Origin of the sequence: Brevibacillus gelatini (assembly GCF_003710935.1) — a bacterium.
Classification (GTDB): Bacteria; Bacillota; Bacilli; order Brevibacillales; family Brevibacillaceae; genus Brevibacillus; species Brevibacillus gelatini.
Map to the genome: position 1 here is coordinate 1 of NZ_RHHS01000053.1, position 26,884 is coordinate 26,884.

The 26,884-nt window shown below is 56.7% G+C and carries 25 protein-coding genes and 1 riboswitch; of the genes, 21 read left to right on the top strand and 4 right to left on the bottom strand.

The window, feature by feature from the left end; all coding sequences use genetic code 11:
• Positions 1–48 precede the first annotated feature (48 nt).
• The gene (locus EDM57_RS20465; RefSeq protein ID WP_122906546.1) at positions 49–933 is read right to left on the bottom strand and encodes a DMT family transporter; all 885 of its coding nucleotides are present in this window, start codon (positions 931–933) and stop codon (positions 49–51) included.
• 148 nt (positions 934–1,081) lie between these two features.
• Between EDM57_RS20465 and EDM57_RS20470 the strand changes: the two genes are divergently transcribed.
• The gene (locus EDM57_RS20470; RefSeq protein WP_211338288.1) at positions 1,082–1,987 is read left to right on the top strand and encodes a LysR family transcriptional regulator; all 906 of its coding nucleotides are present in this window, start codon (positions 1,082–1,084) and stop codon (positions 1,985–1,987) included.
• A 214-nt stretch (positions 1,988–2,201) separates the two neighbouring features.
• Here EDM57_RS20470 and EDM57_RS20475 read toward each other — a convergent pair whose 3' ends face one another.
• The 3 genes from EDM57_RS20475 to EDM57_RS20485 form a co-directional block, all read right to left on the bottom strand.
• Positions 2,202–2,882: an S-layer homology domain-containing protein gene (locus EDM57_RS20475; RefSeq protein ID WP_122906548.1), complete on the bottom strand. Its 681-nt coding sequence runs from the start codon at positions 2,880–2,882 to the stop codon at positions 2,202–2,204.
• 182 nt (positions 2,883–3,064) lie between these two features.
• Positions 3,065–3,595, bottom strand: coding sequence for a peroxiredoxin (locus tag EDM57_RS20480; protein WP_122906549.1), 531 nt, complete (start codon positions 3,593–3,595; stop codon positions 3,065–3,067).
• 332 nt (positions 3,596–3,927) lie between these two features.
• Positions 3,928–5,220, bottom strand: a complete 1,293-nt coding sequence (locus tag EDM57_RS20485) for a copper amine oxidase N-terminal domain-containing protein (RefSeq protein WP_122906550.1) — start codon at positions 5,218–5,220, stop codon at positions 3,928–3,930.
• A 272-nt stretch (positions 5,221–5,492) separates the two neighbouring features.
• Between EDM57_RS20485 and EDM57_RS20490 the strand changes: the two genes are divergently transcribed.
• The 20 genes from EDM57_RS20490 (at position 5,493) to cobA (ending at position 26,804) form a co-directional block, all read left to right on the top strand.
• On the top strand, positions 5,493–7,577 hold the full coding sequence (locus EDM57_RS20490; protein WP_122906551.1) for a TerD family protein: 2,085 nt from the start codon (positions 5,493–5,495) through the stop codon (positions 7,575–7,577).
• A 234-nt stretch (positions 7,578–7,811) separates the two neighbouring features.
• Positions 7,812–8,032: riboswitch (cobalamin riboswitch) on the top strand.
• Positions 8,033–8,231: 199 nt separating this feature from the next.
• Positions 8,232–8,813: a cob(I)yrinic acid a,c-diamide adenosyltransferase gene (cobO, locus tag EDM57_RS20495; RefSeq protein ID WP_211338285.1), complete on the top strand. Its 582-nt coding sequence runs from the start codon at positions 8,232–8,234 to the stop codon at positions 8,811–8,813.
• A complete protein-coding gene (gene cobD, locus EDM57_RS20500; RefSeq protein WP_122906553.1) occupies positions 8,813–9,919 on the top strand; it encodes a threonine-phosphate decarboxylase CobD in 1,107 nt (368 codons plus the stop codon). The genes cobO and cobD overlap by 1 nt, the downstream gene beginning before the upstream one ends.
• A complete protein-coding gene (gene cobU / locus EDM57_RS20505; protein ID WP_122906554.1) occupies positions 9,916–10,455 on the top strand; it encodes a bifunctional adenosylcobinamide kinase/adenosylcobinamide-phosphate guanylyltransferase in 540 nt (179 codons plus the stop codon). The genes cobD and cobU overlap by 4 nt, the downstream gene beginning before the upstream one ends.
• Positions 10,452–11,192, top strand: a complete 741-nt coding sequence (gene cobS, locus EDM57_RS20510) for an adenosylcobinamide-GDP ribazoletransferase (RefSeq protein WP_122906555.1) — start codon at positions 10,452–10,454, stop codon at positions 11,190–11,192. The genes cobU and cobS overlap by 4 nt, the downstream gene beginning before the upstream one ends.
• Positions 11,189–11,812 carry a histidine phosphatase family protein gene (locus EDM57_RS20515; protein ID WP_122906556.1) on the top strand — a complete coding sequence of 208 codons (624 nt, stop codon included), beginning with the start codon at positions 11,189–11,191 and terminating at the stop codon, positions 11,810–11,812. Before cobS ends, EDM57_RS20515 begins: the two co-directional genes overlap by 4 nt.
• Positions 11,809–12,768: an adenosylcobinamide-phosphate synthase CbiB gene (gene cbiB / locus EDM57_RS20520; protein ID WP_122906557.1), complete on the top strand. Its 960-nt coding sequence runs from the start codon at positions 11,809–11,811 to the stop codon at positions 12,766–12,768. The genes EDM57_RS20515 and cbiB overlap by 4 nt, the downstream gene beginning before the upstream one ends.
• 99 nt (positions 12,769–12,867) lie before the next feature.
• Positions 12,868–14,649: a precorrin-3B C(17)-methyltransferase gene (gene cobJ / locus EDM57_RS20525; RefSeq protein WP_122906558.1), complete on the top strand. Its 1,782-nt coding sequence runs from the start codon at positions 12,868–12,870 to the stop codon at positions 14,647–14,649.
• Between the two features lie 35 nt (positions 14,650–14,684).
• Entirely contained in the window at positions 14,685–15,638 is a 954-nt protein-coding gene (locus EDM57_RS20530; RefSeq protein ID WP_122906559.1) for a sirohydrochlorin chelatase, read from the top strand.
• A gap of 13 nt (positions 15,639–15,651) precedes the next feature.
• Positions 15,652–16,419, top strand: a complete 768-nt coding sequence (cobK, locus tag EDM57_RS20535; RefSeq protein WP_122906560.1) for a precorrin-6A reductase — start codon at positions 15,652–15,654, stop codon at positions 16,417–16,419.
• Between the two features lie 60 nt (positions 16,420–16,479).
• Positions 16,480–17,130, top strand: coding sequence for a precorrin-8X methylmutase (locus EDM57_RS20540; protein WP_122906561.1), 651 nt, complete (start codon positions 16,480–16,482; stop codon positions 17,128–17,130).
• A 3-nt stretch (positions 17,131–17,133) separates the two neighbouring features.
• On the top strand, positions 17,134–18,270 hold the full coding sequence (locus EDM57_RS20545) for a cobalt-precorrin-5B (C(1))-methyltransferase (protein WP_122906562.1): 1,137 nt from the start codon (positions 17,134–17,136) through the stop codon (positions 18,268–18,270).
• Positions 18,233–19,462: a precorrin-6y C5,15-methyltransferase (decarboxylating) subunit CbiE gene (gene cbiE / locus EDM57_RS20550; protein ID WP_122906563.1), complete on the top strand. Its 1,230-nt coding sequence runs from the start codon at positions 18,233–18,235 to the stop codon at positions 19,460–19,462. Before EDM57_RS20545 ends, cbiE begins: the two co-directional genes overlap by 38 nt.
• Positions 19,459–20,172, top strand: coding sequence for a precorrin-2 C(20)-methyltransferase (cobI, locus tag EDM57_RS20555; RefSeq protein ID WP_122906564.1), 714 nt, complete (start codon positions 19,459–19,461; stop codon positions 20,170–20,172). Before cbiE ends, cobI begins: the two co-directional genes overlap by 4 nt.
• Complete coding sequence (gene cobM / locus EDM57_RS20560) at positions 20,169–20,948, top strand: precorrin-4 C(11)-methyltransferase (protein WP_122906565.1); 780 nt, start codon at positions 20,169–20,171, stop codon at positions 20,946–20,948. The genes cobI and cobM overlap by 4 nt, the downstream gene beginning before the upstream one ends.
• Positions 20,945–22,087: a cobalt-precorrin 5A hydrolase gene (locus EDM57_RS20565; RefSeq protein ID WP_122906566.1), complete on the top strand. Its 1,143-nt coding sequence runs from the start codon at positions 20,945–20,947 to the stop codon at positions 22,085–22,087. Before cobM ends, EDM57_RS20565 begins: the two co-directional genes overlap by 4 nt.
• Positions 22,084–23,460, top strand: coding sequence for a cobyrinic acid a,c-diamide synthase CobB (locus EDM57_RS20570; protein ID WP_122906567.1), 1,377 nt, complete (start codon positions 22,084–22,086; stop codon positions 23,458–23,460). The genes EDM57_RS20565 and EDM57_RS20570 overlap by 4 nt, the downstream gene beginning before the upstream one ends.
• Positions 23,453–24,970: a cobyric acid synthase gene (locus EDM57_RS20575; protein ID WP_122906568.1), complete on the top strand. Its 1,518-nt coding sequence runs from the start codon at positions 23,453–23,455 to the stop codon at positions 24,968–24,970. Before EDM57_RS20570 ends, EDM57_RS20575 begins: the two co-directional genes overlap by 8 nt.
• Positions 24,970–26,019 (top strand): nicotinate-nucleotide--dimethylbenzimidazole phosphoribosyltransferase, encoded by a 1,050-nt coding sequence (gene cobT, locus EDM57_RS20580; protein ID WP_211338286.1) that lies wholly within the window; start codon positions 24,970–24,972, stop codon positions 26,017–26,019. Before EDM57_RS20575 ends, cobT begins: the two co-directional genes overlap by 1 nt.
• Positions 26,016–26,804, top strand: coding sequence for a uroporphyrinogen-III C-methyltransferase (gene cobA, locus EDM57_RS20585; protein ID WP_122906569.1), 789 nt, complete (start codon positions 26,016–26,018; stop codon positions 26,802–26,804). Before cobT ends, cobA begins: the two co-directional genes overlap by 4 nt.
• Positions 26,805–26,884 lie beyond the last annotated feature (80 nt).

The following is a 26,884-nucleotide window of genomic DNA, read 5'->3' on the forward strand; positions in this document are numbered from 1 at the left end:
TTACACAAAAATCTTGACAGACTCTTGCCAGTGCTCGAAACGCATCCCCTACGACTCTTCCCCCCGCCTTCTCTCCCCTTCAGAACCACCGATCCATACAGAACCAAGCAACATGACAGCGCCGACCAACTGATACACAGTCATCTCCTCCCCTAAAACCAAAGCCGAAATAAACAGTGAAGTCAAGGGATCGATATAGCTCAACACAGCGATGCTCTGGCCTTTTATCCCTTTCATTCCGGCAAAGAACAGGTAAAAGCCAACCCCGCCATGAACGATCCCCAAAGTGAGAAGCAACAAAACCGTGTTTCCGGTGATCGAAGAGAAAGGATGGAAGCCATCGGTAAAGAGTACAAATGGGAACAGCATCACAACCGACATGCCGAGCTGCAGAAGCGTATTTTCCAGCCCGTCCAGCTCCCGGATAAACTTGTTGACCAATGTCAGAACGGCATAGAAACCGGCTGCAACCAGTCCGTAACCGATGCCAAGCAGATGATGTCCGGCAGTGTCCATCCTGCTGCCGTTTTGCAAAATAAAGAACAAGCCGAGCAAAGCAACGACGACACATACCGCCTTTTTTACTGACAGCTTTTCTTTCAAAACGAAAGGCGAGAGCATAATAACGAGAACAGGCGCAAAATAATAGCTCAATGCCGCGTTGGCTATCGTTGTTTCCTTGTATGCCTGAAACAGAAATATCCAGTTTCCGCTCAAAGCAACGCTTGCAATGAGGAGAGCGACGACATTTTTCTTCAACTTCCCCCATTGTATTTTCTGCTTCGTCCAAACAAAGACGACACTCAAAAACAGTGCGCCGATCAAACTCAAGAAAAACGCGATGGTACTGGACGACATGTCTATATATTTTGCAAACACGCCAACTGCGCCAAAGATAATCATCGACAAGACAAAATACAGTTTTTCTTTCACGCAATATCCCTGCTTTCTTATGATGGAGTGACCAAATTGTTTTTCATTGGGCTTTAGTGTATCATCCTTTTTAACATTACAGATCCGAATGTTTATCATAATAAAGATGACAAAACCGGATAAAAAAGAAAGGGATATACGCATGGACATGAATATCCAGAAATACCTGGCATTAGTCAAAACCGTAGAGTATGGCAGCTTTACAAAGGCGGCGGAAGCATTAAATTACTCACAGTCGGGCATTAGCCGTATGATTAACGATTTGGAGGTAGAATGGAAGATTTCTCTGCTGGAGCGCGGACGATCTGGCGTACGCCTGACTTCAGAAGGTCTTAAAATACTTCCGTACGCAAAAAGTGTTTGTAGCGAATATCAAAAATTGCAGACACAAATTGAAGAATTGCACGGGCTGCAATCGGGGTTCATTCGGATTGGCACATTTTCAAGTGTAGCGACTCATTGGCTTCCGAATATCATCAAAGCATTTCAAAAAGATTATCCCAATGTTGACTACGAGCTTTTGCTTGGGGATTATACGGAAATTGAAAACTGGATATTAGAAGGGCGCGTGGATTGCGGTTTTCTTAGGCTCCCCACACATCCTAAACTGGAAACGGTTTTTTTGGATCAGGATAAGCTGCTTGTCATCCTGCCGAAAAATCATCCATTAGCTGATTGCGAACGCTTTCCTGTCAACGCGTTAAGCGAAGATCCGTTCATGCTCCTGGAAAAAGGGGCGAAAGCGGAAATATCGGAAATCTTTGAGCGATATCATGTTGAACCAAAAGTGCAGTTTACGACATGGGATGACTACGCCATCATGTCGATGGTGGAAAACGGGTTAGGAATCAGTATTTTGCCAGAGCTCATTTTGAAGCGTATCCCCTACCAAATTGTAGCCAAAGAACTGGAAGTACCTGCATACCGCAGGATCGGCCTTGCAATGAGAGATAAAGAATCCGCATCACTTGCGGTCAAGCGATTTCTAGACTATCTGCCGTACAGGAGTATTCCGGAGAAAACGGATTTGGAAGGCCAGTGTGAACGTCAATAGCAAGCTTTCAAGGCAGGGGAGTGCGCAAACACAAAAAAGAGCTACTGGAGAATCTCCAATAGCTCTATGAAAGGCCGCGGATGGGCTTCTTTTCCGATTATGATCGACAAAGCCACTGTATGAACGAAGGAACCGCAGTGGTGGTACAGGAGCACGGCCACTCAACGAATGGTAGCCTCCTGCCCGATTGTTCGTCACCCACCCGATCCGAAAATTACGGCTGAACGCCCTCTGGCGCAGGGGCCGGATGGGCTTGCAAAAATTCAATGGCGTTGTAAATCAGCTCAGCGGCTTCCTCGCGGGTAATGGCGGCTTTCGGATTCAGGTTGCCATTGGCATCCAGCTTGACGATGCCAAAATGCAAAGCTCGCTGGATCGCCCCCTGATAACCCGGCGTGAGCGCATCTCCGTCCTTGATGGCAACGGGAGCGAGGTTAATCATGGGGAGTTGTCCATGCTGCTCAATGGCCGTGATGAGATGGTACAAAAACTGTTCGCGCGACCACACCTGGTTCGGGTCCAAATCGGCTTGCAGTTCCAGCCCGTTGTGTGCGGCGATAATCAACGCAGGGGCGTACCAGGCGTTATTGTCTGCCTTTGCATAGTAGTGCGTAGCCTTTGGCGGCTGGATAAAGCGGATGTGGTCGATGTTCAAGGAAAGTGCATTGACGATCAGTTGGATTCCTTGGGCAGCGGTTACGGCAGCATCAGGTTGGAATTGCTTGTCATTTACTCCGTGCAAATACCCTCTTTGCTGCAGGGAGATGATTTTATCTTTGGTTGTCACCTGGTTCAAGTCGGTAAAGGAAGCGGTCTCGGCAAAAGCCGGATTCGCAACCGTCAGCGCCAAAACGCCGAGAGCAGACAGAACCATGAAAGTACGTCTTGCGTTCATCACATTCACCCCAACAAGAAGATTGATCGTTACATTCTTTTTGACGAGTGCTGTGGAGGAAACGTTTCAAAAACGATTCTGGCAAGCTGCCCTCGCTTGCTTTGAAAAAACCTTGGCCGGAGCGGATGGAGGAACACACATCTGCTTGAGGTGGCCAAGGTTTTTTCGTGGGGGTGAAGGGATTAGGAAATCGTTTGTTGTCCGGGCTTCCAGTCCATCGGGCACAGCCCGCCGGATTGCAGGGCTTCGATGACGCGCAAAGTCTCATCTACGCTTCTGCCAACTTTGGAGTTGGAGACGACCGAATACTGCAGGATGCCCTCTGGGTCAATGATGAAGCTGGCCCGCAGAGGCGCTTTGGTCGCTTCGTCCAGCACGCCATAGCTGATCGTCGCTTCCTTGCTGTAGTCGGAAGCGAGCGGGAAGGACAGCGGGCCGATGCCGTCGCTTGCCTTCATCCAGGCTTTATGTGTATGAATGCTGTCGCCGCTCACGGCGAGCACCTCGACGTTCAGCTTGGCAAACTCATGAATTCGCCGATTCAGGCTGAGAATCTCGGTTGGGCAAACTTTGGAGAAATCAAACGGATAGAAGAACAGCAGAAGCCATTTGCCGCGGTAATCTGCCAAGCTTTTCGTTACGGGGAATCCGTGGTCAAAAGTCACGGTCTCCATCGTAAAGTCTGGTGCAGGAAGTCCAATGCGTGCACTCATGTGAATCTCCTCTTTCTGTTTGGCGAGTAGTATGGTCTGGTATCAAACTACCACGGATATTATTTAAAATCAATATAAAATGAAAATCATTTTAAATAAAAGTGCAGCATGCTTTTCAGCTAGCCAGTTTACAACGACAAAAAGAGAGAAAGCTGTCTGCGCGGGCTGATTTTTCGGGCTTGTCTACGCGGTGATATACAGGATGGACCTCATCTCGTTTGGCTGTCGCCTGCGTGTCGGGAGAGTCTGGCGATTTTCGCCGGAAGCACGTCGGCTTTACAAAATGAAAGCGGGCAGAGTGTACGAGAAGCAGCTCCCGAGAAGACGGACAATCAGGAGCCGCCCTGCTTTAGCCTGACCCAATGGTTGTAGTCGTGAATCGCAAAGCCGGAAAAGCTCGCATACTGTCCGAGATGTTCCTGCGCCAACTGCAATTCCGTTTTCAGCGTCTGGAGCGGCAGCGCGTGAAAGCTCGTGTGCGGCCCTTCCGCACTGGGAGCCGTCTCTACGGCGACGATTACTTGCTTTTTCAGCGTGGCCGCTTCCCGCAAAATCGGTTGGGCGTTGGCGATAATCCCGTCGTTGCCAAGCGCGACATTGCGGTAGTCCATGATGACGACGGCATCTGCCTTTTCCAGCATCCAGGCGCTCAGGCTGTAATCTGTGCCCGGGACTTTGACCTGATGGAGCCAAAACGGGATGTCGAGCGCAAGGGTAAGCCCGCTCTCCCGCCTCTCTTTTTCAATCAGGCGAACCGTGTCCATCCAGCTTTGCACGATTTGGTCGCGGTTTGACTTCCATTCCGGCAAAATGTACGGCTCAATGTCAAAATGCAGCCCGGTGAACCGCTCGTGTGCGGCGACCGAGGCGTTGTAAGTGCGGACCCAGTTGATAAACGATTGGAGCTCGTCATGGTTTGCGGGAAAAGCCCATTTAGGACGGCCTTCCAGCGCTTCTACGGCGATTTGCTTCTCCTGCGCCTTGCGGATGAACTCTCGGTAGACAGCCGGCGGGATGTCCCGATTGATTTGCAGGTAAATCGCGCTCAGCTGATGCTCGCTGGCAAACCGGATAATCTGCTCTTGCTGGGTATACAACAGGCTGGCATCCCAAAGCCACGTGCTGCGCCGATGCTGCCAGACACTGCCGGGAGCAGACGGCACAGATGCCGGAGGGACTGCACCCGCATGGCCGGACGTGGTGATTGCGACCAGATTGCGCTCGGCCAGCCACTCGACCCGGGCGTCAAACAGCTCGCTGATAAAGCGCAGCGGAACCATCGTGCGGTTGCTGCGGAGCACGGCCGGAGCGTCGAAGTGGACTTTTTTCCCGTTGACCAGCGCGTAGTCATGGCCGATGGTCAACTGAATCGTGTTCGCTGCTTTTTGGAGCGTCACCTGGCTTGTCTGTGGATTCCACTGCATGGCAAGGCCGAGCTTTTCCGCGACAAACCGGGCGGGAACCATGGTGCGCCGGGAGCTTGTGTCCACGTATGGCTGGGCGTCAGGAAACGTGACGTACTCGCCGTTCACGGCTACCTGAACTTGCGGAGCAGACTGGGCAAAAGAGAAGGGAGCGGTGCTGAGCAGAAAGGTCAGCAGGCCGACTTGCTGCATTTTTTTCATAAGTGCTTTTCCTCGCGTCTTTTTGTAGGATGTGGTGTACTATTTTACAATAGAACCGTCTGTCTTTACCTGATGACAAGGATGCAGGGAAGAAGGGGAATTTTGTGAAGAAACAACTACTTTTCCAAAAATTGCTTTACAGGGTCAGCGTCGATCTGTATAATGGTGAAAAATGACAAAAGGAATAAAAAATCAGGCTATTGTACTCCTTCCTTCTATTTTCTAAATGGACATTAGGGGTACTGCTTTCCTGATTTTTTTTATTGAGGCCGATGAAAAATCAAATCTACCTTCGCCGGAAAAATAAACTGGTTGTTGAAAAGGGACAGCATGAATTGCCTGTCTCTTATTTGGCTGCGGCTTTGCGCAACATCGAGTGCCTGGGTTACACGTTTTCCCTGGAGCTATTGGAGCGAATCCGCACGCTGTCTGAAGCGGAGTTTTTCCCGCTTTACTCCAGAGTAGTGACAGTATTGAAAGAAATGGTGGGGGCATCCCGCAAGTACAAGCCGATGTATCCGAATTTTCCCAAACAGGTGATGGAGGCAAGCGAGGGAGAATTGTATTTGCTGACGATCATCCACTATCTGACGTTGCAGCTTCCTGTGCACGAGGTGAAAAAACGGCTGCCGCTGTTGCGGGAATCCCGCCTGAAGGTGATCCATTTAGGGACGGACGAAGAGCTTTTGCAGACGGGCATGGACCTGCTGCGGGCGAAAAGCTCGCTCTCGCCGCAGGACAAGGAAGACCTCGCCGTGCTGTTCGCCGAGTACGAAGGAATCGCAGAAGCGCTGCCAAAAGAGATTCCGCACAAGGAAAACGCAGCGGTCGCAGCCAGCATCTTGCTGCGTGCCGACAAGCTGCCGCCCCGCTTTTTTGCGACCTATTGCAAAACGGCGACCGACGTCTTGCGTCTGGCGGTTGCGTTGTCTGACGGCGATGTCAGTCTGGCGACACCTGCGAAATTCCGCAAGTTCAGCCGGGCCGAGCGCCGCCTGCTGCTGCGCTTGCTGGAAGCCTGCCCGAACCTCGCGGAAGACATGCTGCGCTACAAAGGGCGCTGGATTCGCCTGGGGGAAATTTTGCATCCGTTCGAATACAAGGACCGCTATCCGCAGGCGGCGGAAGCGTTCGATATTTTGCGCAACAACCGCCGGCTGGAAACGTTCAACAGCAAGGTCGAGCTGGCGCTGGCGCGGGGGGAGGTACACGAGGCTGCACACCTGCTCGTGCAGCGGCCGGGAGAATTTGCCCGTCGCCTCGACCACTTGCTCAGGTTGGCAGAGGATGGGGGTGAGGTGCTCCGCTTATTTGCACAGGTCGCGCCTTCGGTGTCTACTCCTGTGCTGCTGCAAGCGCTGAACCACTTCGCGAAAAGGGAAGCGTACGGAAAGTGGCGCACCTTTTTCCCGAAAGGAGAGGTGGCAAAAGTACAGACGATTGCAAACGAGCTGCCACAGCTGGCCGAAGACATCCGCGCAAGTGCTGCCCGCATCTGCCGGGAAGCCCTTCTGGAGCGGTTTTCTGCCCTGCCTTCCCTGGGAAAAGTCTACATCGATCCGCGCTTGCAGGAGCAGCTTGTGCCATTTTCGCAACGGTCGGCGAGCAAGGCGCTGCGGACGATTGTGCGCGGTTCCAGGCTTCCGATCCCGGATGGCAGTACAATCCGCTTTTTCACCTGGTGGAAGGAAGGCTTGGTCAACAACGTCCCCACCGGGCGCGTCGACGTCGATTTGTCTGCGGTGCTGTACGACGCGGACTGGAAGTACATGGAGCACATTTCCTACACGAATTTGCGTTCGGCAAAATACCGCGCCTGCCATAGCGGCGATATTGTGCAGGCACCGAACGGAGCGTGCGAGTTCATCGACGTGGACATCGAATCGGTGCGAAAGTATGGCGGACGTTATGTGGTCATGTCGCTCAACTCCTTCACAAGCCAGCCTTATTGCGACTTGCCGGAATGCTATGCCGGCTGGATGATCCGCAGCGAGCCTGAGTCCGGAGAAATCTTTGAACCGCAGACTGTCCAGGACAAGGTCGATATTGCCTCGCGCTCGACGATCTGCATTCCCGTCATTCTCGACCTGGCGGAGCGCCAGGTGATCTGGACAGACGTCGCGCTGCGTTCGCATCCGCTCTATGTCAACAACGTGGAAGGGAATCGCAGCGGGATGGAGTGGATGGGCCGGGCGCTCACCACGCTGGTGAAGCCGACTCTCTACGAGCTGTTCTCGCTGCATGCGCAGGCGCGGGGGACGCTGGTTGAGCGGGCAGAGGATGCGGACACCATTTTTTCCATGAACGAAGGGATTACTCCGTACGATCTTGAAAAAATCATGGCCGACTTTTTGTAAGCCGAATGATGATAAGCCTGATACTCGCCAAAAGAGCTGCCCTGCCAGTCGTTTGCTGGAGTGCAGCTCTTTCTTGTGGAACGCGTCCGGATGGCGGGAGAGACGGCATTTCCCGAATTCATGCTGCCTTGCATTTTTTTCGTGCACTCTCGCCGGATTGCAGCTTTTGCTTGAATCCCCGGCAGCATTTGCTATTATTAAAACAAGCGATTGTCCTGAAAACGAACGACATGTGAATATGGGAGAAAAACAGGTCCTTGTGTTTCACGAGCGATCATTTGCGAAATGCGAGGTTAAAAGGGAAGTTTGGTGAAAATCCAACGCGGTCCCGCCACTGTATTAGGGGAGCTCTTCTTCCTGGCAACGACGCCGTCCACTGCACGCCAGCGTGCGGGAAGGAAGAAGAAGAGTGACGATCCTTGAGCCAGGAGACCTGCCTGTTTTTATGTGTCCACTGATTTCCTTCGGGTCAAAGGAAGAGGTGAGGATTGTTGCAGTCGGCTATCCGCGCTTTGTTTTCCTTGGAGTTTTGGGGAAACAAAGCGTTTTTTTGTGCGCGGAAAGCGAAATAACGAGGCTGTGGAAAACATTTGCAATAGGCAACGGAGCCTTACCTGCATTTGGGGAGCGCTGTGTCCCCGAAAATGTTGAGGGATGGGCAACGGGGCCTACACTTCATTTTGGAGGTTGAGCGACTTGAGTAACAAGCGAGGTCTGTTTTTGGTCTACACCGGAGATGGCAAAGGAAAGACAACGGCAGCAGTAGGATTGGCTGTACGGGCGGCTGGACGAGGCAAAAAGGTCATTATGATCCAGTTCATCAAATCGCCTGAACGCACGTACGGAGAGAAAATCAGCTTCGACAAGCTGGGCATCGAGATTGTGCAAAAAGGCGCAGGCTTTACCTGGACAAAGACGCCGGAGGAGCATCGGGCGGCGCTGAAGGAGGCGTGGGCTTTTGCCAAGGAAAAGCTTTTGTCGGGCGCGTACGACGTCGTGATTTTGGACGAGCTGAACAATGCGCTTGCGATTGATAGTTTTCCCGTTGATGACGTGCTGCCGCTTGCGGACGTTTTGCAAACGATTCAAAATCGGCCGAGCCATGTGCATCTGGTCGTGACGGGCAGAAGCGCCAAGCAGGAATTGATCGACATGGCCGATCTGGTGACAGAGATGAAGCCGATCAAGCATTACTACGATGAGGGGATTCCAGCGGTGCTGGGGGTAGAGTTTTGATGAGCGTACTGGAAGCGTACGGCCACGGCGGAGATTTGCTGACGGCGGCAGACCGCTTTGGCATGGAGCCAGGCCAGTTTGTTGATTTCAGTGCCAATATTAACCCGCTGGGCATGCCGGACAGCGTGCGCGAGTTGCTGCTCGCTTCGCTGTCTGCCGTGTTGCGCTATCCAGACCCGGGGCATCGGCTGTTTCGCCGGGCCTTGGCGCAGCGGCTGCAGCTGCCAAAGGAATGGCTTTTGCCTGCCAATGGTGCAGCAGAGGCGATGGCGCTTGCGATTCTCGGGCTCAAGCCGCAGACAGTCGGCGTGGTTTATCCTTGCTTTTCGGAATATGCAGAGCTTTCCGAGCAGTTTGGGGCAACCGTCATCGGCTGCTATGGAAAAGAAGAGAACGGCTACAAGGCCGACGAAAAAGAGCTGTATCGTCTGTTCGAGCAGGCTGACCTGGTGTTTGTCGGCTCGCCGAACAATCCGACTGGCATCTTGTACGAGCCGCAGGAGCTGTTGCAGATGGCGGACTGGACGGCCAGGACCGATACGTGGCTGGTCGTGGACGAGGCGTTTCTCGATTTTGTGGAGGAAAGCCGTCAGTTTACGCTGGCAAGCCAGCTTGACCGTTTTCCCCGCGTCATTTTGATGCGTTCCATGACGAAAATGTACGCGATCCCCGGCTTGCGGCTCGGATACGCGATTGCCCAGCCTGACGTGATTGCGAAAATGCGTGCGAAGCAGGTGAGCTGGAGCGTGAATGCGCTTGCCCTTTTGGCGGGGGAGCTGTGCTTGCAGGAGCAGGAGTACGAGCAGCGGACACGCAGTCTGATCGCCAGGGAGCGCGCTGGTCTGATCGAGTTTATTCGCGGGGAGCTGGGCTGGAAGGTCTGGCCGGGGGAGGCAAACTTTTTGCTGCTTCGCTCGCCGGAGGACTTGCCAGCGGCCCTATTGCAGGAGCGGCTCGGCAAAAAAGGTGTGCTGATCCGCAGCTGCGCCATGTACCCCGGATTGACGGCGCATGATGTGCGCATCGCCGTTCGCGGTCGGGAAGACAATGCGCGCCTGATCGCGGCCTTGCGCGAGGTACAGAACGAAAGGAGCGGGCAACGATGAGTCTTGTGCTGGTGACAGGCGGTGTGCGCTCGGGAAAAAGCCGCTTTGCAGAAGAGCTGGCCCGGCAGGCCGGAGAGCGCGTTCTGTACGTGGCGACGGGTCAGGCGTGGGATGAGGAAATGCAGCAGCGGATCGAGCGGCACAAGGAGCGGCGTCCGCAGCAGTGGGGCAGCGTGGAGGTCGGCGAGCGGCTTTGTGATTACGAGTCAGTTGGCACTGCTTACGACGTCGTGTTGATCGATTGTCTGTCGACGTGGGTGAGCAATCGGCTGATGAGCGTCGCGGAAGCAGAGTGGCGAAGCGAGGCGCACACAGAGGCGTTGCTTGCGGAGGCGGAGGCGTGGCTGGAGCTTGTCCGGCGCTCTCCGCAAAAAGTGATTGCGGTCACGAGCGAGGTCGGGCTGGGCGGTGTCGCCATGAATCGGCTCGGCAGATGGTTCGCAGACGTGTTGGGCGACGTCAACCAGCGGGCCGCGCGCCAGGCAGAGACGGTCTACGCGGTCATGGCCGGAATCCCGTGGAGGATCAAAGGATGAACGCATTTTGGCACGCGATCGCTTTTTTCACCCGCATCCCGGTTCCTTGGCTGCGCCCGTCCGAGGAAGCCTGGAAAAAAAGCGTCAACTGGTATCCGGCAGCAGGTCTGGTCATCGGTATGGTACTGTGGGGCGTCCACCAGGCAGGGCTGTTGTTCTTTAGCCCGTGGCTGTCCGCCGTGCTGACACTCGCTGTCTGGGTGTACGTGACGGGTGGACTGCATCTGGACGGCTGGATGGATTTGGCCGATGGACTGGGAAGCAGTCGGCCGAAGGAGCAGGTGCTCGCGATCATGAAAGACAGCCGTGTCGGGGCGATGGGCGTTCTGGCTGCGATTTTGCTGCTGTTGCTTAAGGCAGGGGCCGTCGCGGAACTGGCGCATCCCGGCTGGGGAGTGCTTCTCGTGTTCGTGCCTGCTGTGGCGCGGACACATGTGCTGCTGTCGATTCGGCTATGGCCGTATTTATCGCAGGAAAAAGGAATCGGCAAGGGCATTAGCGCAGGGCTGTCTCCAATAGCCATCGCAGCTGGATACATCGTTCTCGCCGTGGCTGGCTGGTTCGTCGCAGGTTTGCAGGTTGTCGCGGCTATGGTTGTCTCGTTGGTGTTCGTGCTGTTGTTTTCCCGTTCTGTCGCCCGCAAGCTCGGCGGCCTGAACGGCGACTGCTACGGCGCAGTCATCGAAAGCGGCGAGGCGGTTATGCTGCTCGTACTGGTCGGGAGCTGGTGGACATGAGGCTGCTCTGGATCCGGCACGGGGAGACGGACTGCAATCGCGAGCGCAAATATCTCGGACATAGCGACGTTCCCTTAAATGAAAAAGGAGAGCGGCAGGCGCGCGGGCTGGCGCGGCAATTGTCACAGCAACTGGAACGGCCTTGTGGGCTGTACGCAAGCGATTTGCGCCGCTGCACGCAAACAGCCCAGCCACTGGCAGACGAGTGGGGCCTGTCGATCATATCCGATCCGGCTTTGCGCGAGCTGTCTTTTGGCGACTGGGAGCTTTTGACCTACGAAGAGCTAATGCGCGCGGATGCCGAGCGGGCTTCGCGCTGGTATGACGACCCGTTCCGTTGCAGTCCGCCAAATGGCGAGAGCTTGCAGGAGTTGGGGCAGCGATTGGACGGCTGGCTGCGAAAGCTTCTTGTACAGCGGCGAGCGGATGCGGACGAACTGATCGTATGTGTTGCGCACGGGGGAGTAATTCGCTGGTTTCAGGCGATGTGGCTCGAAAACGACCCCAAGCGGTATTGGCATGTAGAAGGAGTAGGGCATGGCGAGGCCCTGCTGGCGCAATGGGACGGGCGATGCTGGCGTAGACAACGGCTGGAAGACGTAAAGAGAGGGACGACATGACGGAAGTATGGATTTTGTGCGCGGCATACGCAATTGACCGGGTGGTCGGCGACCCGCGCAGCCTGCCGCATCCGGTGGTTATCATCGGCTGGTGGATTACGCGGCTGGAACGGGTTATTCGCGCTGTAGTGAAACGGGAATCACAGCTAAAGCTGGCTGGCGTCCTGTTCCCGCTGTTGATCGTCACAGGCAGCTATGCGGTCGTCTGGCTGCTTTTATGGGGAGCGGCGCTCATTCACCCGCTGCTTTCGTGGGTGTTGAGCGCGTGGCTCATTTCCACGACGATTGCCACAAAAGGACTCGCGGACGCAGGACTGGAGATTGCCCGCCATCTGCTTGCCGGGGATATGACAGCGGCGAGACGCTCGCTGTCGATGGTGGTCGGCCGCGATACGGAGCAACTGGACGAACCGGAAGTTTGCCGGGGGGCGGTGGAGACGGTGGCGGAAAACATCGTCGATGCGATTGTTTCCCCGCTGATCTATGCGGCGATTGGCGGCGCGCCGCTGGCGATGGCCTATCGGGCAGCCAACACGCTGGACTCGATGGTCGGCTACAAAAACGAAAAGTACAAAAATCTCGGCTGGGCATCCGCCCGCTTCGACGACGTGATGAACTACATACCCGCCCGTCTGACTGCATTGCTGTTGGTCATCGCAAGCGGGCTGCAGCGGCTGGACTGGCGGCAGTGCTGGAAGATCATTCGCCGGGACGCACATCTGCACCCAAGCCCGAACAGCGGGCTGCCGGAAGCGGGAGTGGCTGGCGCGCTGGGCGTGCAGCTTGGCGGGCTCAACTACTACCAGGGGGTGCCTTCCAACCGGGCGCGGATGGGCGATGCGCATCGGCCGTTGGCTGCCGCAGATATTATGGCGACGATTCGGTTGATGTACCTCACTTCTTTGCTGTGTCTGCTCGTAGGTTTGGCGATTGCGGCTGCCATTGCTTTTATATAGGACGGAACCTGTAACGAAGTGTAGGACAACGGAAGAAATGAGAACGAACGAGAAAATGGCTGCGTGCGACACGCAGGCAATGGAAAGGGGAGGGACCGTATGAGCGGCAAGTTGTTTGTGATCGGTTTTGGCCCAGGAAGCTTTGAGCATATCACCAAGCGGGCCAGGGAGGCACTGCAAGAGGCGGACGTGATTATCGGCTATTCGACCTACGTGGATTTGATCCGCGGACTTTTGACCGACCAGGAGATTGTCAGCACCGGAATGACGGAGGAAGTGACGCGTGCGCGCGAAGCAGTGCGTCAGGCAGAGGAAGAGGGCAAAAAAGTAGCGGTCATCTCCAGCGGCGACTCCGGCGTCTACGGAATGGCGGGGCTGGTCTACGAGGTGCTGGTGGAAAAAGGCTGGACGGAAGCGACCGGCGTTCCGGTTGAGATCGTGCCGGGCATCTCGGCGATCAACTCCTGTGGCGCGATTCTCGGCGCACCGATCATGCACGACGCCTGCACGATCAGCCTGAGCGACCACCTGACCCCGTGGGAGCTGATTGCCAAACGGATTGACGCAGCCGGGATGGCCGACTTTGTCATTGCCCTGTACAATCCGCGCAGCGGAAGACGGACGCGGCAGATTGTCGAAGCGCAGCGCATCCTGCTGCAATACCGCTCTCCAGATACCCCGGTAGGTATTGTGAAAAGCGCCTATCGCGAGCGCGAGACGGTGGTTGTGACGACGCTTGCGCAAATGCTGGAGCACGACATCGGCATGCTGACGACGGTCATTATCGGGAACTCCTCGACCTTTGTCTACGATGGCAAAATGATTACGCCGCGCGGCTATCAGCGCAAGTACACGCTGTCTGCGGATGAGCAGCCGCTAAAGCCGCACCAGCGTCTGCGCGTGGAAAACGAGCCGTGGTCGCTCGAAGCAGGCGGCGCAGGAGTGATTGCCACTGCAGGCAAGCAAGCGCAGCCTGCGAGCGAGCGCCCTGTACTGGCTGGGAAAGCTGCAGAGCAAGCGACGCCGGAAGCGGCGTTTTCCGGCACGGCGAAAAGTACGGCTGTACTGAAAGCGCCGCCAGTGGAACAAGAGGCGGGAACAGCGAAGCCAAAGGAAGAACGTACGCCGTTGGAATGGGCGATGCAGGCGCTCGAAGCGCTCGATGCAGTCAAAGGAATCGAGCCGAAGCCAGCCGCTGCAAGCAGCGTGCGCCAAGCCTCGGCATTTCAGCCGGAAATGATCTTTGAATTTGCGGTCAGTCCAGGGATCGCCAACAAAAAAATAACGCCGCAGCAAATGATGGCAATCGCCGAGGTAGCGGGAGAAAAAGGCGAGATCGAATACACGCCGCACCACCAGATGATTTTGCGTGTGCCGACAGACGATCCTGACAGCATCACAGGCCGCCTGCGCGAGCTGGGTTTGCTTCTCAGTCCGATTGGAGACGTGGTGCAGGTCAAAGCGTGCGATTTTTGCGACGGAGAGAAAAAAGACAGCATCCCGTATGCGGAAGAACTGCATCGGAGACTGGGCGGAAAAGAAATGCCGAAGGAGCTGAAAATCGGCTTCAACGGCTGCGGAATGGCTTGCTACCGAGCGGTTCAGGAAGATATTGGAATCGTGTTTCGCAAAGGCAAGTTCGACCTGTTCCTGGGCGCGAAAACGGTCGGGCGCAATGCGCACTCTGGCATTCCGGTCGCGGAAGGCATCGACAAGGAGGACATCGTGCCCATTGTCGAGCGAATCGTGAACCGCTTCAAAAAAGAAGCATTTCCGAATGAACGCTTCCACAAGTTTTTCCAACGGGTAGGCGAGCTGGAAGGCTACGCCTGGTACGAACCGGCCATGCCCGAAATCGAGAACGCCGCTTGCGGCGACTGATCGGTGAGTTTGAACAAATACGAGGGGGAAACGAAATGGACGCGGTACTATTTGTAGGACACGGCAGCAAGGACCCGGAGGGCAACGAAGAGGTACGGCAGTTTGTCGCTTCGCTTGCGCCAGAGCTCGATGTGCCGATTATCGAGACGTGCTTTTTGGAGTTTGCGCGACCAGACATGCTCCAAGGCTTGAATACGTGCGTCGCTCGCGGGGCTACACGGGTGGCGGTCATCCCGATCATCCTGTTTTCGGCGGGACATGCGAAAATCCACATTCCGGCGGCTATTGATGAGGCGAAGGAACTGCATCCGCATGTACAGTTCATCTACGGCCGACCAATCGGCATTCACGAGGAAGTTATCAACATTTTGTCTACACGCATGGCGGAAGCAGGCTTTGCCTCCGGGGAAGACCACGACGATCTGGCAGTGCTCGTGATCGGGCGCGGCAGCAGCGACCCGGACGCGAACAGCGATATTTACAAAATGTCCCGCCTGTTCTGGGAGCGCTACAAGGCGCGGTGGGTAGAGACAGCTTTCATGGGCGTGACCTATCCGCTCTACGACGAGGGCGTGGAGCGCTGCCTGAAGCTCGGCGCAAAGCGGATCGTGCTTTTGCCGTACTTCCTGTTTACAGGTGTGCTGATTAAGCGGATGAGCGAGCAACTGGAAAAGTTTCGTCAGCAATATCCGGAAGCCCAGTTTGAGCTGGCGGAGTATTTCGGCTTCCACCCGCTCCTGAAAAAAGTGATAAAGGACCGGATCGAGGAAGCACTGCACGGAGAAGTGAAGCTGAACTGCGATACCTGTCAGTACAGGCTGGCGGCGATGGAGCATATTGGGCACCATCATCACCACCATCATGACGACGAGCACGGCCATGGACACCATCATCATCACCACGATCACGAGCATGACCACCATGCTCACGATCACGACCACAACCATGACCACGAGCATGAGCACAACCACAACCACGTAACCAAGTAGGAGGAGACACAGCATGATTCTGGTACTGGCTGGAACGAGCGACGCCCGCGAACTGGCTCTGTTAATCAAGGAAAACGGCTACGACCTGCTGACTACCGTCGTAACGGACAACGCTGCAAAAAGCATGGAAGAAGCAGGCGTGCCCGTCCAGGTCGGACGCTTGAGCGCAGACGACATCCAGCAGTTGATCCAAAAGCGGGGCGTGCAGTGCGTAGTAGACGCAAGCCATCCGTTTGCCGAGGAAGCCTCGAAAAACGCCATGGCGGGCGCACAGGGCGCAGGTGTGCCGTACATCCGCTACGAGCGGGAGAGCCTCGCTGCGCCAGGCAGCGAAAAGCTGATCGTCGTCGAGGATTACGTGCAGGCGGCTGAGCTTGCCGCCAAAAAGCGCGGGGTCATCATGCTGACGACGGGCAGCAAGACGCTGAAAACGTTCACGGACCGCCTGCTGGGCCTGCCGGATACGACGTTGGTTGCCCGGATGCTGCCGCGCATAGACAACATGCAAAAATGCGAGGAGCTCGGCGTGGAGCAAAAAAACATCATTGCGATGCAGGGGCCTTTTTCCAAGGAGCTGAACAAGGCACTCTACGCCCACTACGGCGTAACTTTGATGATTACGAAGGAGAGCGGCAAGGTCGGCGCTTTTGACGAAAAGGTGGAAGCGGCGCTGGAAATGGGCATCGAGACCATTGTCATCGGACGGCCGAAAATCGACTACGGGACCAAGTTTTCCGATTACCAAAGCGTGCTGGACCAGCTCAAAGCGGTTGTTCAATAGCGCGCCGTACCGGTTGAGGAAGGAGCACGCACCCAAACAAGTGACTGGAGGGAGTCAACCATGGATTTCAAGACGGAATTCAAGCCTTTGACTGTACAACCGCAGGAGATCGAGGACAAGAGTTTTCAAATCATTACGGAAGAGCTGGGCGAGCATTCTTTTACCGCCGAGCAATTCCCTGTTGTACAGCGCGTCATTCACGCTTCCGCAGACTTCGACCTCGGACGCAGCCTCGTTTTCCATCCGGATGCTGTGAAATCCGGTATTGAGGCGATCCGCAGCGGAAAAATCGTCGTCGCGGACGTGCAAATGGTGCAGGTCGGCATCAGCAAAAACCGGATCGAGAAGTTCGGCGGCCAGGTAAAAGTGTACATATCCGACCGTGATGTCATGGAAGAAGCGAAGCGCCTCAATACGACGCGCGCGATCATTTCCATGCGCAAAGCGGTGAAGGAAGCAGACGGCGGCATTTTCTGCATTGGCAACGCGCCAACGGCTCTCCTGGAGCTGATTCGCCTGGTGAAGGAAGGCGAAGCGAAGCCAGGCCTTGTGATCGGAATGCCAGTCGGCTTCGTATCTGCCGCAGAGTCCAAGGAAGAGCTGGCGAAGCTCGACATTCCGTTCATTACGAACATCGGGCGAAAAGGCGGAAGTCCTGTGACCGTCGCCGCATTGAATGCCATTTCCATCATGGCGGAACGGTTGGGATAGCAGATGGCAGCGAAAGCAGCGTCGGAAGAAAAAGAGGCAAAACCCCTCCGCCACGGCTATACAACCGGATCATGCGCAACGGCGACGACCAAGGCTGCTTTGATCGCGCTCATCACCCAGGAGCGGCAAACAGAGGCCACTATTCGTCTGCCGATTGGCGAGGACGTGACCTTTCAGATGGAGAGCTGCGAATTTTCGCCGGAAAAAGCGACGGCGGGCACGATCAAGGACGGCGGCGACGACCCGGATGCAACCCACGGTGCGCTCATTCTCTCGACCGTGGAATGGTCCGATCAGCCGGGGATTATTCTGGACGGCGGCGTTGGTGTTGGTCGGGTGACCAAGCCGGGACTGCCTGTTCCCATCGGTGAAGCCGCCATTAACCCCGTGCCGCGCAAAATGATCCGCGAAACCGCCCAGGCGGTGCTCGATGAGTACGGGACAAAGCGCGGCATCAAAATCGTCATTTCCGTGCCTGAAGGTGAGGAAATTGCCAAAAAAACGTTAAATGGACGACTTGGCATCCTTGGCGGCATCTCGATTTTGGGGACGCGCGGAGTCGTGGTGCCGTTTTCCACTGCTGCCTACAAAGCGAGCGTAGCGCAGGCGATCAACGTCGCAAAGGAAGCGGGCTGCGATCACATTGTCCTGTCCACGGGCGGCAAGAGCGAATCGTTCGGGATGGCCGCCTACCCGGAGCTGTCCGAGGAAGCGTTCGTGGAAATGGGAGACTTTGTCGGTTTTGCCCTCAAGCAATGCAAGAGGCGAAACATACGCAAGGTGACTCTGGTCGGGATGATGGGCAAATTTTCCAAAGTGGCACAGGGCGTCATGATGGTCCACTCCAAAAGCGCCCCTGTCGATTTCGGCTTTCTCGCCCAGATGGCGGAAGAGGCAGGGGCGCCGCAAGAGCTGATCCGCGAGATCCTTACCGCGAACACGGCCTCGCAGGTTGGCGACCTGATGGCAGATACGCCTGCCTTTTTCGAGATCATGTGCGCGAACTGCTGCCGGGCGGCCCTTACGGAAGTGGGCGGCGGCATGGAGGTCGAAACCATCATCATTACTATGAAAGGGTCCCAGTTGGGAAGGGTGACGATCAATGACACAAGCGATGAAAGTAATCGGGATCGGGGATGACGGACAGCAAAGCCTGCTGCCGCTGTACCGGACCTGGATTGAAGAGAGCGAGCTTCTGGTCGGCGGAGAGCGGCACCTTGGCTTTTTTCCGGAGTACAAAGGGGAAAAGCGGGTGTTGAAAGGCGGCTTGTCCGCAATGGTGGAAGAGCTGCGCTCCGAGACGCGCAAGACGGTCATTCTCGCTTCGGGCGATCCGCTCTTTTACGGGATCGGCAGCTTGCTGGCGAAAAAGTTGAACGTGGAAATTTACCCGCACCTAAGCTCCATCCAGCTCGCTTTTGCCAAAATGGGCGAGGCGTGGCAGGACGCGGTGCTCGTCAGCGTGCACGGCCGCAGCATCAAGGGACTGGCACAGCGCATCGACGGCAAGGAAAAGGTCGCACTGCTCACCGACCGGGAAAACTCGCCCGCAGCGATCGCCAACTACTTGCTGTCGTTTCAGATGACCGAATACGAAGCGTTCGTGGCGGAGAACCTGGGCAGCGCCGACGAGCGGACAGGCTGGTACACGTTGCAGGAAATGGCGGATGGCGTCTTTTCCGATCTGAATGTCGTCATTTTGAAAAAACGCCGTCCAGGCCCGGTCTGGCCGTTCGGGATTGCAGACGAGGAGTTTTCCCAGCGCAAGCCGGACAAAGGACTGATTACCAAAAAAGAAGTGCGCATTTTAAGCATTGCCCAACTGCAATTGCACGCCAAAAGCATCGTCTGGGACATCGGCACGTGCACAGGCTCTGTTGCGATTGAAGCGGCGCGGATCGCGCGGGAAGGCGCAGTGTACGCCGTGGAGAAAAACGCGGACGATCTGGAAAACTGCCGTCAGAACATGGCGAAGTTCCGCGCGGATTTGACGGTTGTGCATGCGCGTGCGCCGCAAGGACTGGACGAGTTCCCGGACCCCGATGCGGTGTTCATCGGTGGCAGCGGCGGAGAATTGCGCGAGCTTTTACATATTTGCTGCACGCGCTTGCGTCCAGGCGGCCGGATCGTGGTCAACGCAGCGACAATCGAGACACTGTACGAAGCGACGCAAGCCTTTGCAGAGGAAGGCTTTGAAACCGCAGTGACATTGGCGCAGCTATCGCGCAGCAAGCCGATTTTGTCTCTGACGCGGTTTGAAGCGTTGAATCCGATCTACATCATTACAGCCTGGGCGAAGCAGGCAGAAGAACAAGGGGGAGACAGCAAGTGAGCAAGGTCGGAACATTGTACGGATTGGGCGTAGGTCCCGGCGACCCGGAATTGATTACGGTCAAGGCATTCCGCCTGCTGCAGCAATCCCCGGTGATCGCCTACCCGAAAAAGCGGATGGGCAGCAAAAGCTACGCGCATCAAATCGCGGAGCTGTACGTGCAACAGTCAGAAAAAGAAATGCTCGGACTGGTATTCCCGATGACACGGGACAAAGACATTTTGGAGCGTGAATGGAAGCAAACGGTGGAAATCGTCTGGGAGCGTCTGGCGGAAGGAAAAGACGTTGCTTTCGTGACGGAAGGCGATCCGATGTTTTACAGCACATTTATCCACATGATGCGGGGCATGCAGGAGGCGCACCCGGAAGTGCCGATTGTGACCGTGCCGGGCGTCTCGTCTTTTCTCGGAGCAGCTTCACGCTTCAACCTGCCGCTTGCAGACGGCGACGAGCAGATCGGGATTATTCCGGCGACAGATGATCGGGAAGCGATGCGAAAAGCGCTGGAAAGCCACGATACCGTCGTGTTTTTGAAGGTAGCAAAAGTGCTGCCGATGATAATCGGTTTGCTGAAAGAAATGGGCCTCGCAGACAAAGCTGCTGTTGCGACAAAGGTCACTTCATCGGAAGAGATGGTCTGGACGGACATGCGCGAACTGGAGCGGGCAGAGCTTGGCTATCTTACGCTGATGGTGGTGAAAAAGGGATGAAACTGTACATAGTGGGAGCGGGTCCCGGCGACCCTGATTTGATTACGGTAAAAGGCTTGAAGCTGCTGCAAAAGGCAGACGTGATCCTGTACACCGACTCGCTCGTCAACGAAGAACTGGTGGCGCTCGGCAATCCTGACGCGGAGGTGCTGCACAGCTCCGGCATGGCTCTGGAAGAAATGGTCGAGCTGATGGCAGACCGGATCAGAAAAGGCAAAACGGTAGTACGTCTGCATACGGGCGATCCGTCTGTGTACGGGGCGATCATGGAGCAGATTGCCTTGTTGAAGGGGGAAGGCATCGAGGTGGAAATCGTGCCTGGCGTAAGCTCTGTGTTCGCGGCGGCAGCGGCGGTAGGGGCCGAGCTGACGATTCCCGAGCTGACCCAGACGCTGATTCTCACCCGCGCAGAAGGACGCACGCCTGTACCGGACAAAGAAAAGCTGCGCTCGCTCGCGGAGCATCATTGCACGCTGGCTCTGTACCTCAGCGCGACCTTGACGAAAAAAGTGGTGCGCGAGCTGATCGAAGCGGGCTGGAGCGAGGATACGCCCGTCGCCGTCGTGCAGCGGGCGAGCTGGCCGGATCAGTTGATCGTGCGCACGACTTTGAAAAACCTCGATGAAGACATGGGCAAACACGGCATTCGCAAGCACGCGATGATTTTGGCCGGCTGGGCTCTGGACCCGAACATTCACGAAAAAAGCGGGCAATACCGTTCCAAGCTGTACGATAAAACCTTCACGCACGGGTACAGAAAAGGTGTGAAAGAATGATAATCGAACTAATCGAAGGAGAAATCCCCGTCATCCGTCAGCGGGGCGATTACGCGATTGTCGCCATCACGAAGCACGGGGTCGAGATGGCCCGCGATCTGGCGCAAAAATTTCCCGGGACAGATTTGTACTACATGAGCAAGTTCGCGCGCGGGGACGAGGAAGCGCGCGGCATCCAGCTTTTTTCCAACAGCGTGCGGATGCTGTTTCCTGCGCTGTGGCCCGCGTACAAAGGGCTGATTGTCATTATTTCACTCGGGGCGGTCGTGCGCATGATCGCACCGCTGCTCGAAGACAAAAAGAAAGACCCGGGCGTTGTCGTCATTGACGACCGGGGGGAAAACGTCATCAGCGTGCTGTCCGGCCATCTGGGCGGGGCCAATGAGCTTGCCCGCGAAGTGGCGGCGGTCATGGGCGCTCGGCCGATCATCACGACCGCTTCTGACGTGCAGAAAACGATTCCGGTCGATTTGTTCGGCCGCCGTTTTGGCTGGGAGTGGGATTCTGCCGACAAGCTGACGCCTGTGAGCGCTGCGGTCGTCAACGAGGAACACGTAGCCGTGGTCAACGAATCCGGCGAGCGCGACTGGTGGATGCATGACACGCCGATGCCGCCGTCCATCAAGGAGTATGCGACCATCGCCGAAGCACAGGCTGCCAAGCCGCAGGCGGCTCTCGTCGTTACTCACCGCCTGCTCACGCCAAAGGAACAGACAATTCTCGACAACGGCGTCCTGTATCGTCCGAAGGTGATCGTGCTGGGAATGGGCTGCAACCGGGGAACGTCTGCGGAGGAGATCGAGACGGTTATCCGCGAGACGCTGGACGAGCTGCAATTTTCGATCAAGAGTGTCAAAGCGCTGGCCACGATTGAACTGAAAAAAGACGAGACCGGATTGATTGCCGTATGCGAGAAATACGGCTGGCCATTCGTCTGGTACTCGCCGGAGGAACTGAACCAGGTAGAAATCAGCGAGCCGTCCGAGACGGTATTCAAGTTTACGGGAGCGTACGGAGTGAGCGAGCCTGCAGCCAAGCTGTATGCAGGTGTCGACGAGCTTGTTTTGACCAAGAAAAAGTCGGGCAACGTGACCATTTCCGTCGCGCTCATGCCTTATCATAAGGAGGAACGCCCATGACGGACAGCCGCCGTATCGTCATTGCCGGAACAGGCAGCGGAGCGGGGAAAACGACAGTAACCATCGGGCTGATGGCCGCCTTGATCGAAAAAGGTTATATTGTGCAAGGCTTCAAGTGCGGTCCTGACTACATCGACCCGACTTACCACACAGCGGTGACGGGCAGAGCGTCGCGCAATCTGGACAGCTACATGCTGGAGCACGACGTCGTGAAGGAGATTTTTGTCCGCGGCAGCGCAGGCGCAGATATTTCCATCATCGAAGGCGTCATGGGCATGTACGACGGCAAGGAAGCGACCAGCGACAAGGGGAGCACGGCTGAAATTAGTATTCTGACAAAGTCGCCTGTATTGCTTGTCGTCAATTGCCAGAGCATGGCACGCAGCGCGGCTGCAATTGTAAAAGGCTTCCAGATGCTCAACCCGCAGGCGAAAATCGTCGGCGTGATCGCAAACAAGGTTGGCAGCGAAGGTCACTACAAAATCGTCAAGGCAGCGATTGAGCAGGAGTGCGGGATTCCGGTTGCCGGTTACCTGAAGCGGGAAAACGAGCTGGAAATCCCCGAACGCCATCTGGGACTCGTGCCCTCGGTGGAACGCGGCGAGCTTGCGCCGCTCTTTTCCAGGCTGGCTGGCCTGATCCGGGAGACGGTAGACCTGGAGCTGGTCTGGGAGCTGGCCAAAGCCGAGCCGCTGCAAGTGGCTCCGCAACTGTTCGCACCGCGTGAAGAGGTTTTCAACGTCACGATTGCCGTAGCGAAAGACCCGGCGTTCCATTTTTACTATCCGGAAAATTTGGAGCTGCTGCAGGCGTACGGCGCGAAGCTGGCCTTTTTCTCGCCGCTTGCGGGAGAGGGCGTGCCGGAAGAAGCGGACGGTCTGTACATCGGGGGAGGCTTCCCGGAGGAATTTGCCGCTGAGCTGTCGCAAAACGAAGCGGTGAAGGAGTCGTTTCGCCAGGCGGTCGCAAAAGGCTTGCCGACATTGGCTGAGTGCGGCGGATTCATGTTTTTGACGGAGGCGATTGTGACGACAGAAGGAGTGAGCTACCCGATGGTCGGACTGATCCCCGGCAAGGTGACGATGCAAAAAAAACTGGCGGCGCTCGGCTATCGCGAGGTGCGCGGCAAGGAGGGCAACTTCCTGATCGGCCCCGAGGAACAGGCAAAAGGCCACGAATTCCACTATTCGACCTATGCCACCGATGAGCAGCTTCCTGCGGCCTACGAGACAAAAGGCTTGCGCGGCACCAAGCCGGAGGGCTTTGCCAAAGACAACCTGGTCGCGGGCTACACGCACTTGCATTTTGGTTCCAATCCGGCACTGGTGCAGCGCTGGCTCGGGTTGTGCGCGGAGGTGGCTTCCCGTGACTAAAGCCCTCCCGCTGATGATTCAGGGAACCAGCTCGGATGCCGGAAAAAGTGTGATCGCGACAGCGTTTTGCCGCATTTTTGCCCAGAACGGCTACAAAACAGCTCCGTTCAAGTCGCAAAACATGGCGCTCAACTCGTATGTGACGCTCGACGGAAAAGAAATCGGGCGGGCACAGGGCGTTCAGGCGGAGGCGGCAGGGATTCTCGCGACGACCGACATGAATCCGATCCTCATCAAGCCGACGCGGGATGCGGAGTCGCAGATCGTGGTGAACGGCGAGCCGTACGCCAATATGAAAGCGATGGCGTACCGGACGGATTTTTACGACGAAGGACTGCGAATCATTCAGGAGTCGTATCAGCGGCTTGCTTGCGACTACGAGCGAATTGTCATCGAAGGCGCGGGCAGTCCGGCGGAGATCAACCTGAACGACCGCGAACTGGTGAACATGCGCGTTGCCCGCCTGACGAACGCTCCGGTTATTTTGGTGGCGGACATTGAGCGCGGCGGCGTGTTTGCCAGCCTCGTCGGCACGCTGCAACTGCTGGAACCAGAGGACCGCGACCGGGTGATTGGCGTTATCATCAATCGTTTTCGCGGCGATCTGTCGCTGTTGCAGCCAGGTCTGGACTGGTTTACGCAGTACACAGGCAAGCCTGTGCTTGGCGTGGTGCCGTTTATTCCCGACTTGTGGATCGACGCGGAGGATTCGCTCATTTTGCACCGCTACCAGGGGCAGCGGGAGATGCCGCGCGAGCTGGATATTGCCGTTTTGCGCTATCCGCGCATCTCCAATTTTACGGACGTCGACCCGTTTTTTGTGGAGCCGGACTGCCGCCTGCGCTTTGTGACCCGACTGGAAGAGCTGGGCGAGCCGGACATGATCGTGCTGCCTGGCAGCAAAAATACGTTGGAAGACTTGCAATTTTTGCGCGAGACGGGATTGGCGGCGGCTGTGAAAAAACGGCATGCAGAGGGCAGAGCATACGTGGTAGGCTTGTGTGGTGGCTATCAGATGCTGGGCGAGTCGATTCTGGACCCGGCCGGGGTGGAGTCGCCGCTGCAGCAGCTTGACGGTCTGGGTCTGATCCCGATGGTGACGACGATGGAGCAGAAGAAAACGACGGTGCTGTCCCGCGGCAAAGCTGCATTTGCCGGGGAGCAGCTTACGCTCGAAGGCTACGAGATTCACATGGGCCAATCCGTTTATGCAAAAAGCGATTTTCCTTTTATTCAGATGGGAGATCGTACAGAAGGCTATTGTCACGAGGAACGCCGGCTGATCGGGACGTATTTTCACGGACTGTTCCACAATGACCGCTTTCGCAGCCTTTTGCTGAACGCGATTCGCGCGAAAAAAGGGCTTGCGCCGATCACAGAGCGCCCGTCGTTCGTGGCGCTTCGCGAGCAGGGCTACGATCTTTTGGCGGATACGGTACGCCGTCATGTGCGGCTGGATCAGATCGAAGAACAGATGAAAGCTTATCAGGAAAAAGAGGTGCGTAAATAATGGCAGGCTTGGAAGTGCAGTTTCCGGCGATTGCGCCGCGAAACCAGGAAGCAAGTGAGCAAACGAGACAGCATGTGGATCAACTGACAAAGCCGCTCGGCAGTCTGGGACGTCTGGAGGAGCTGGCTGTCGAGCTGGCGGGGATGACGGGCGAGACGTTTCCTGTCGTCACGCCGCCGGGCGTACTTGTTTTTGCCGCCGATCACGGGGTAGCCGCAGAAGGAGTGTCGGCCTACCCGCAAGAGGTGACGGCGCAAATGCTGCTGAATCTGGTGAACGGCGGCGCAGGCATCAATGTTTTCGCGCGGCAAATCGGCGCGATTCAAAAATTCATCGATGTCGGCGTGGCCGTAGAGGTCGAAGCGCCAGGTATCATCAAGCGAAGAATCAAGGCAGGTTCGGGCAACATGCTGAAGGAAGCTGCCATGTCCGCTGACGAGGCGCAGCGCGCGCTCGCAATCGGCATCGAGATGGCCGGGCAGATTATCGACGAAGGTGCCAAGCTGCTGATCGTCGGGGAGGTCGGGATCGGCAACACGACGGCGAGCAGCGCGATCCTTGCTGCCTTGACCGGAGCAGACCCGGACGAGATCGTCGGCCGCGGCACAGGATTGGACGACGCGGGCTGGCAGCGCAAAAAAGCGGTCGTTCGCGAAGCGCTCGCCCTGCATCGCCCGGATGCCGACCGACCGCTTGACGTTTTGGCAAAAGTGGGCGGACTGGAAATCGGCGCGATGGCAGGCGCGATGATCGGCGCGGCTGCAAGGCGCGTTCCGGTGCTTTTGGACGGCTTTATCGCCACGGTGGCGGCACTGCTCGCCGTGCGGCTTGCGCCTGGGGTAGCGGACTACCTGATTGCCGGTCATCGCTCCCAGGAGCCGGGGCACACTTATGTGCTGAACGTACTCGGCAAACAGCCGCTTCTCGACCTGAACCTGCGACTTGGCGAAGGCAGCGGAGCGGCAGTCGCGTTTTCCATCGTCGAGGCGTCGGCGCGGATGGTTCGGGAGATGGCGACATTTGCACAGGCGGGAGTCAGTGACCGATGAGCGGTGCAGGCAAAGTGTATCTCGTCGGCGCTGGCCCCGGTGATCCGAAGCTGATTACCGTAAAAGGTCAGGAATGTCTGCAAAAGGCAGACGTAGTCGTCTACGACCGGCTGGCGAATCCGGCTTTGCTTGCGCTCGCCCCCGAAACGGCGGAGCGCATCTATTGCGGCAAGCTGCCCGATCATCACACGATGCGGCAGGAGTCGATCAATGAGGTGCTGGCCGAAAAGGCGCTGGCAGGCAAGGTGGTCGTGCGGCTGAAAGGCGGCGATCCGTGCGTCTTTGGCCGAGCGGGAGAAGAAGCGGAGTACCTGGCTGTGCGCGGCGTCCCGTTTGAAATCGTGCCTGGCGTAACGGCAGGTATCGCCGCTTCGGCGTACGCGGGCATTCCGGTGACGCATCGCGACCACGGTTCGTCGTTCGCTGTGGTGACAGGGCATCTGCGCGAGGACAAACCGGAGCTGGCTGTGGACAAGTGGCGGGCGCTGGCAGGCGGGATCGATACGATTGCCTTTTACATGGGCGTCGCCAATCTGCCGCTCATCCGCACGCAGTTGATGAAGCACGGCCGCGATCCGCAGACGCCCGTCGCCGTCATCTCCTGGGGGACGCTGCCCCAGCAGGCCGTCGTGACAGGCACGCTCACGGATATTGAAGACCGTTTGGCAGAAAATAGCCATATCACCAATCCGGCGATCATTCTCGTCGGGGATGTCGTGAAAATGCGGGAGAAGATCAACTGGTTTAAGGCTACGCTCGGGCCAAACGAGGGGATTTTCGGCTAAACAAAGGCAAGCGAGGCGGGCAGCCGGATGAGGCTGTCGGATAAGCCATCCGGCTGAGGCCGTCAGCTGCGCCATCCGCT

Coding starts and splice junctions, on each gene's coding strand:
- cobJ (WP_122906558.1), top strand. CDS start 12,868: ATGAGCGGCAAGTTGTTTGTGATCGGTTTTGGCCCAGGAAGCTTTGAG.
- EDM57_RS20540 (WP_122906561.1), top strand. CDS start 16,480: ATGGATTTCAAGACGGAATTCAAGCCTTTGACTGTACAACCGCAGGAG.
- cobU (WP_122906554.1), top strand. CDS start 9,916: ATGAGTCTTGTGCTGGTGACAGGCGGTGTGCGCTCGGGAAAAAGCCGC.
- EDM57_RS20485 (WP_122906550.1), bottom strand. CDS start 5,220: ATGAAAAAAATGCAGCAAGTCGGCCTGCTGACCTTTCTGCTCAGCACC.
- EDM57_RS20545 (WP_122906562.1), top strand. CDS start 17,134: ATGGCAGCGAAAGCAGCGTCGGAAGAAAAAGAGGCAAAACCCCTCCGC.
- EDM57_RS20470 (WP_211338288.1), top strand. CDS start 1,082: ATGAATATCCAGAAATACCTGGCATTAGTCAAAACCGTAGAGTATGGC.
- EDM57_RS20565 (WP_122906566.1), top strand. CDS start 20,945: ATGATAATCGAACTAATCGAAGGAGAAATCCCCGTCATCCGTCAGCGG.
- cobA (WP_122906569.1), top strand. CDS start 26,016: ATGAGCGGTGCAGGCAAAGTGTATCTCGTCGGCGCTGGCCCCGGTGAT.
- cbiB (WP_122906557.1), top strand. CDS start 11,809: ATGACGGAAGTATGGATTTTGTGCGCGGCATACGCAATTGACCGGGTG.
- cobD (WP_122906553.1), top strand. CDS start 8,813: ATGAGCGTACTGGAAGCGTACGGCCACGGCGGAGATTTGCTGACGGCG.
- cobO (WP_211338285.1), top strand. CDS start 8,232: ATGGGCAACGGGGCCTACACTTCATTTTGGAGGTTGAGCGACTTGAGT.
- EDM57_RS20490 (WP_122906551.1), top strand. CDS start 5,493: ATGAAAAATCAAATCTACCTTCGCCGGAAAAATAAACTGGTTGTTGAA.
- EDM57_RS20570 (WP_122906567.1), top strand. CDS start 22,084: ATGACGGACAGCCGCCGTATCGTCATTGCCGGAACAGGCAGCGGAGCG.
- EDM57_RS20480 (WP_122906549.1), bottom strand. CDS start 3,595: ATGAGTGCACGCATTGGACTTCCTGCACCAGACTTTACGATGGAGACC.
- cobS (WP_122906555.1), top strand. CDS start 10,452: ATGAACGCATTTTGGCACGCGATCGCTTTTTTCACCCGCATCCCGGTT.
- cobT (WP_211338286.1), top strand. CDS start 24,970: ATGGCAGGCTTGGAAGTGCAGTTTCCGGCGATTGCGCCGCGAAACCAG.
- cbiE (WP_122906563.1), top strand. CDS start 18,233: ATGACACAAGCGATGAAAGTAATCGGGATCGGGGATGACGGACAGCAA.
- cobK (WP_122906560.1), top strand. CDS start 15,652: ATGATTCTGGTACTGGCTGGAACGAGCGACGCCCGCGAACTGGCTCTG.
- EDM57_RS20530 (WP_122906559.1), top strand. CDS start 14,685: ATGGACGCGGTACTATTTGTAGGACACGGCAGCAAGGACCCGGAGGGC.
- EDM57_RS20475 (WP_122906548.1), bottom strand. CDS start 2,882: ATGAACGCAAGACGTACTTTCATGGTTCTGTCTGCTCTCGGCGTTTTG.
- EDM57_RS20515 (WP_122906556.1), top strand. CDS start 11,189: ATGAGGCTGCTCTGGATCCGGCACGGGGAGACGGACTGCAATCGCGAG.
- cobM (WP_122906565.1), top strand. CDS start 20,169: ATGAAACTGTACATAGTGGGAGCGGGTCCCGGCGACCCTGATTTGATT.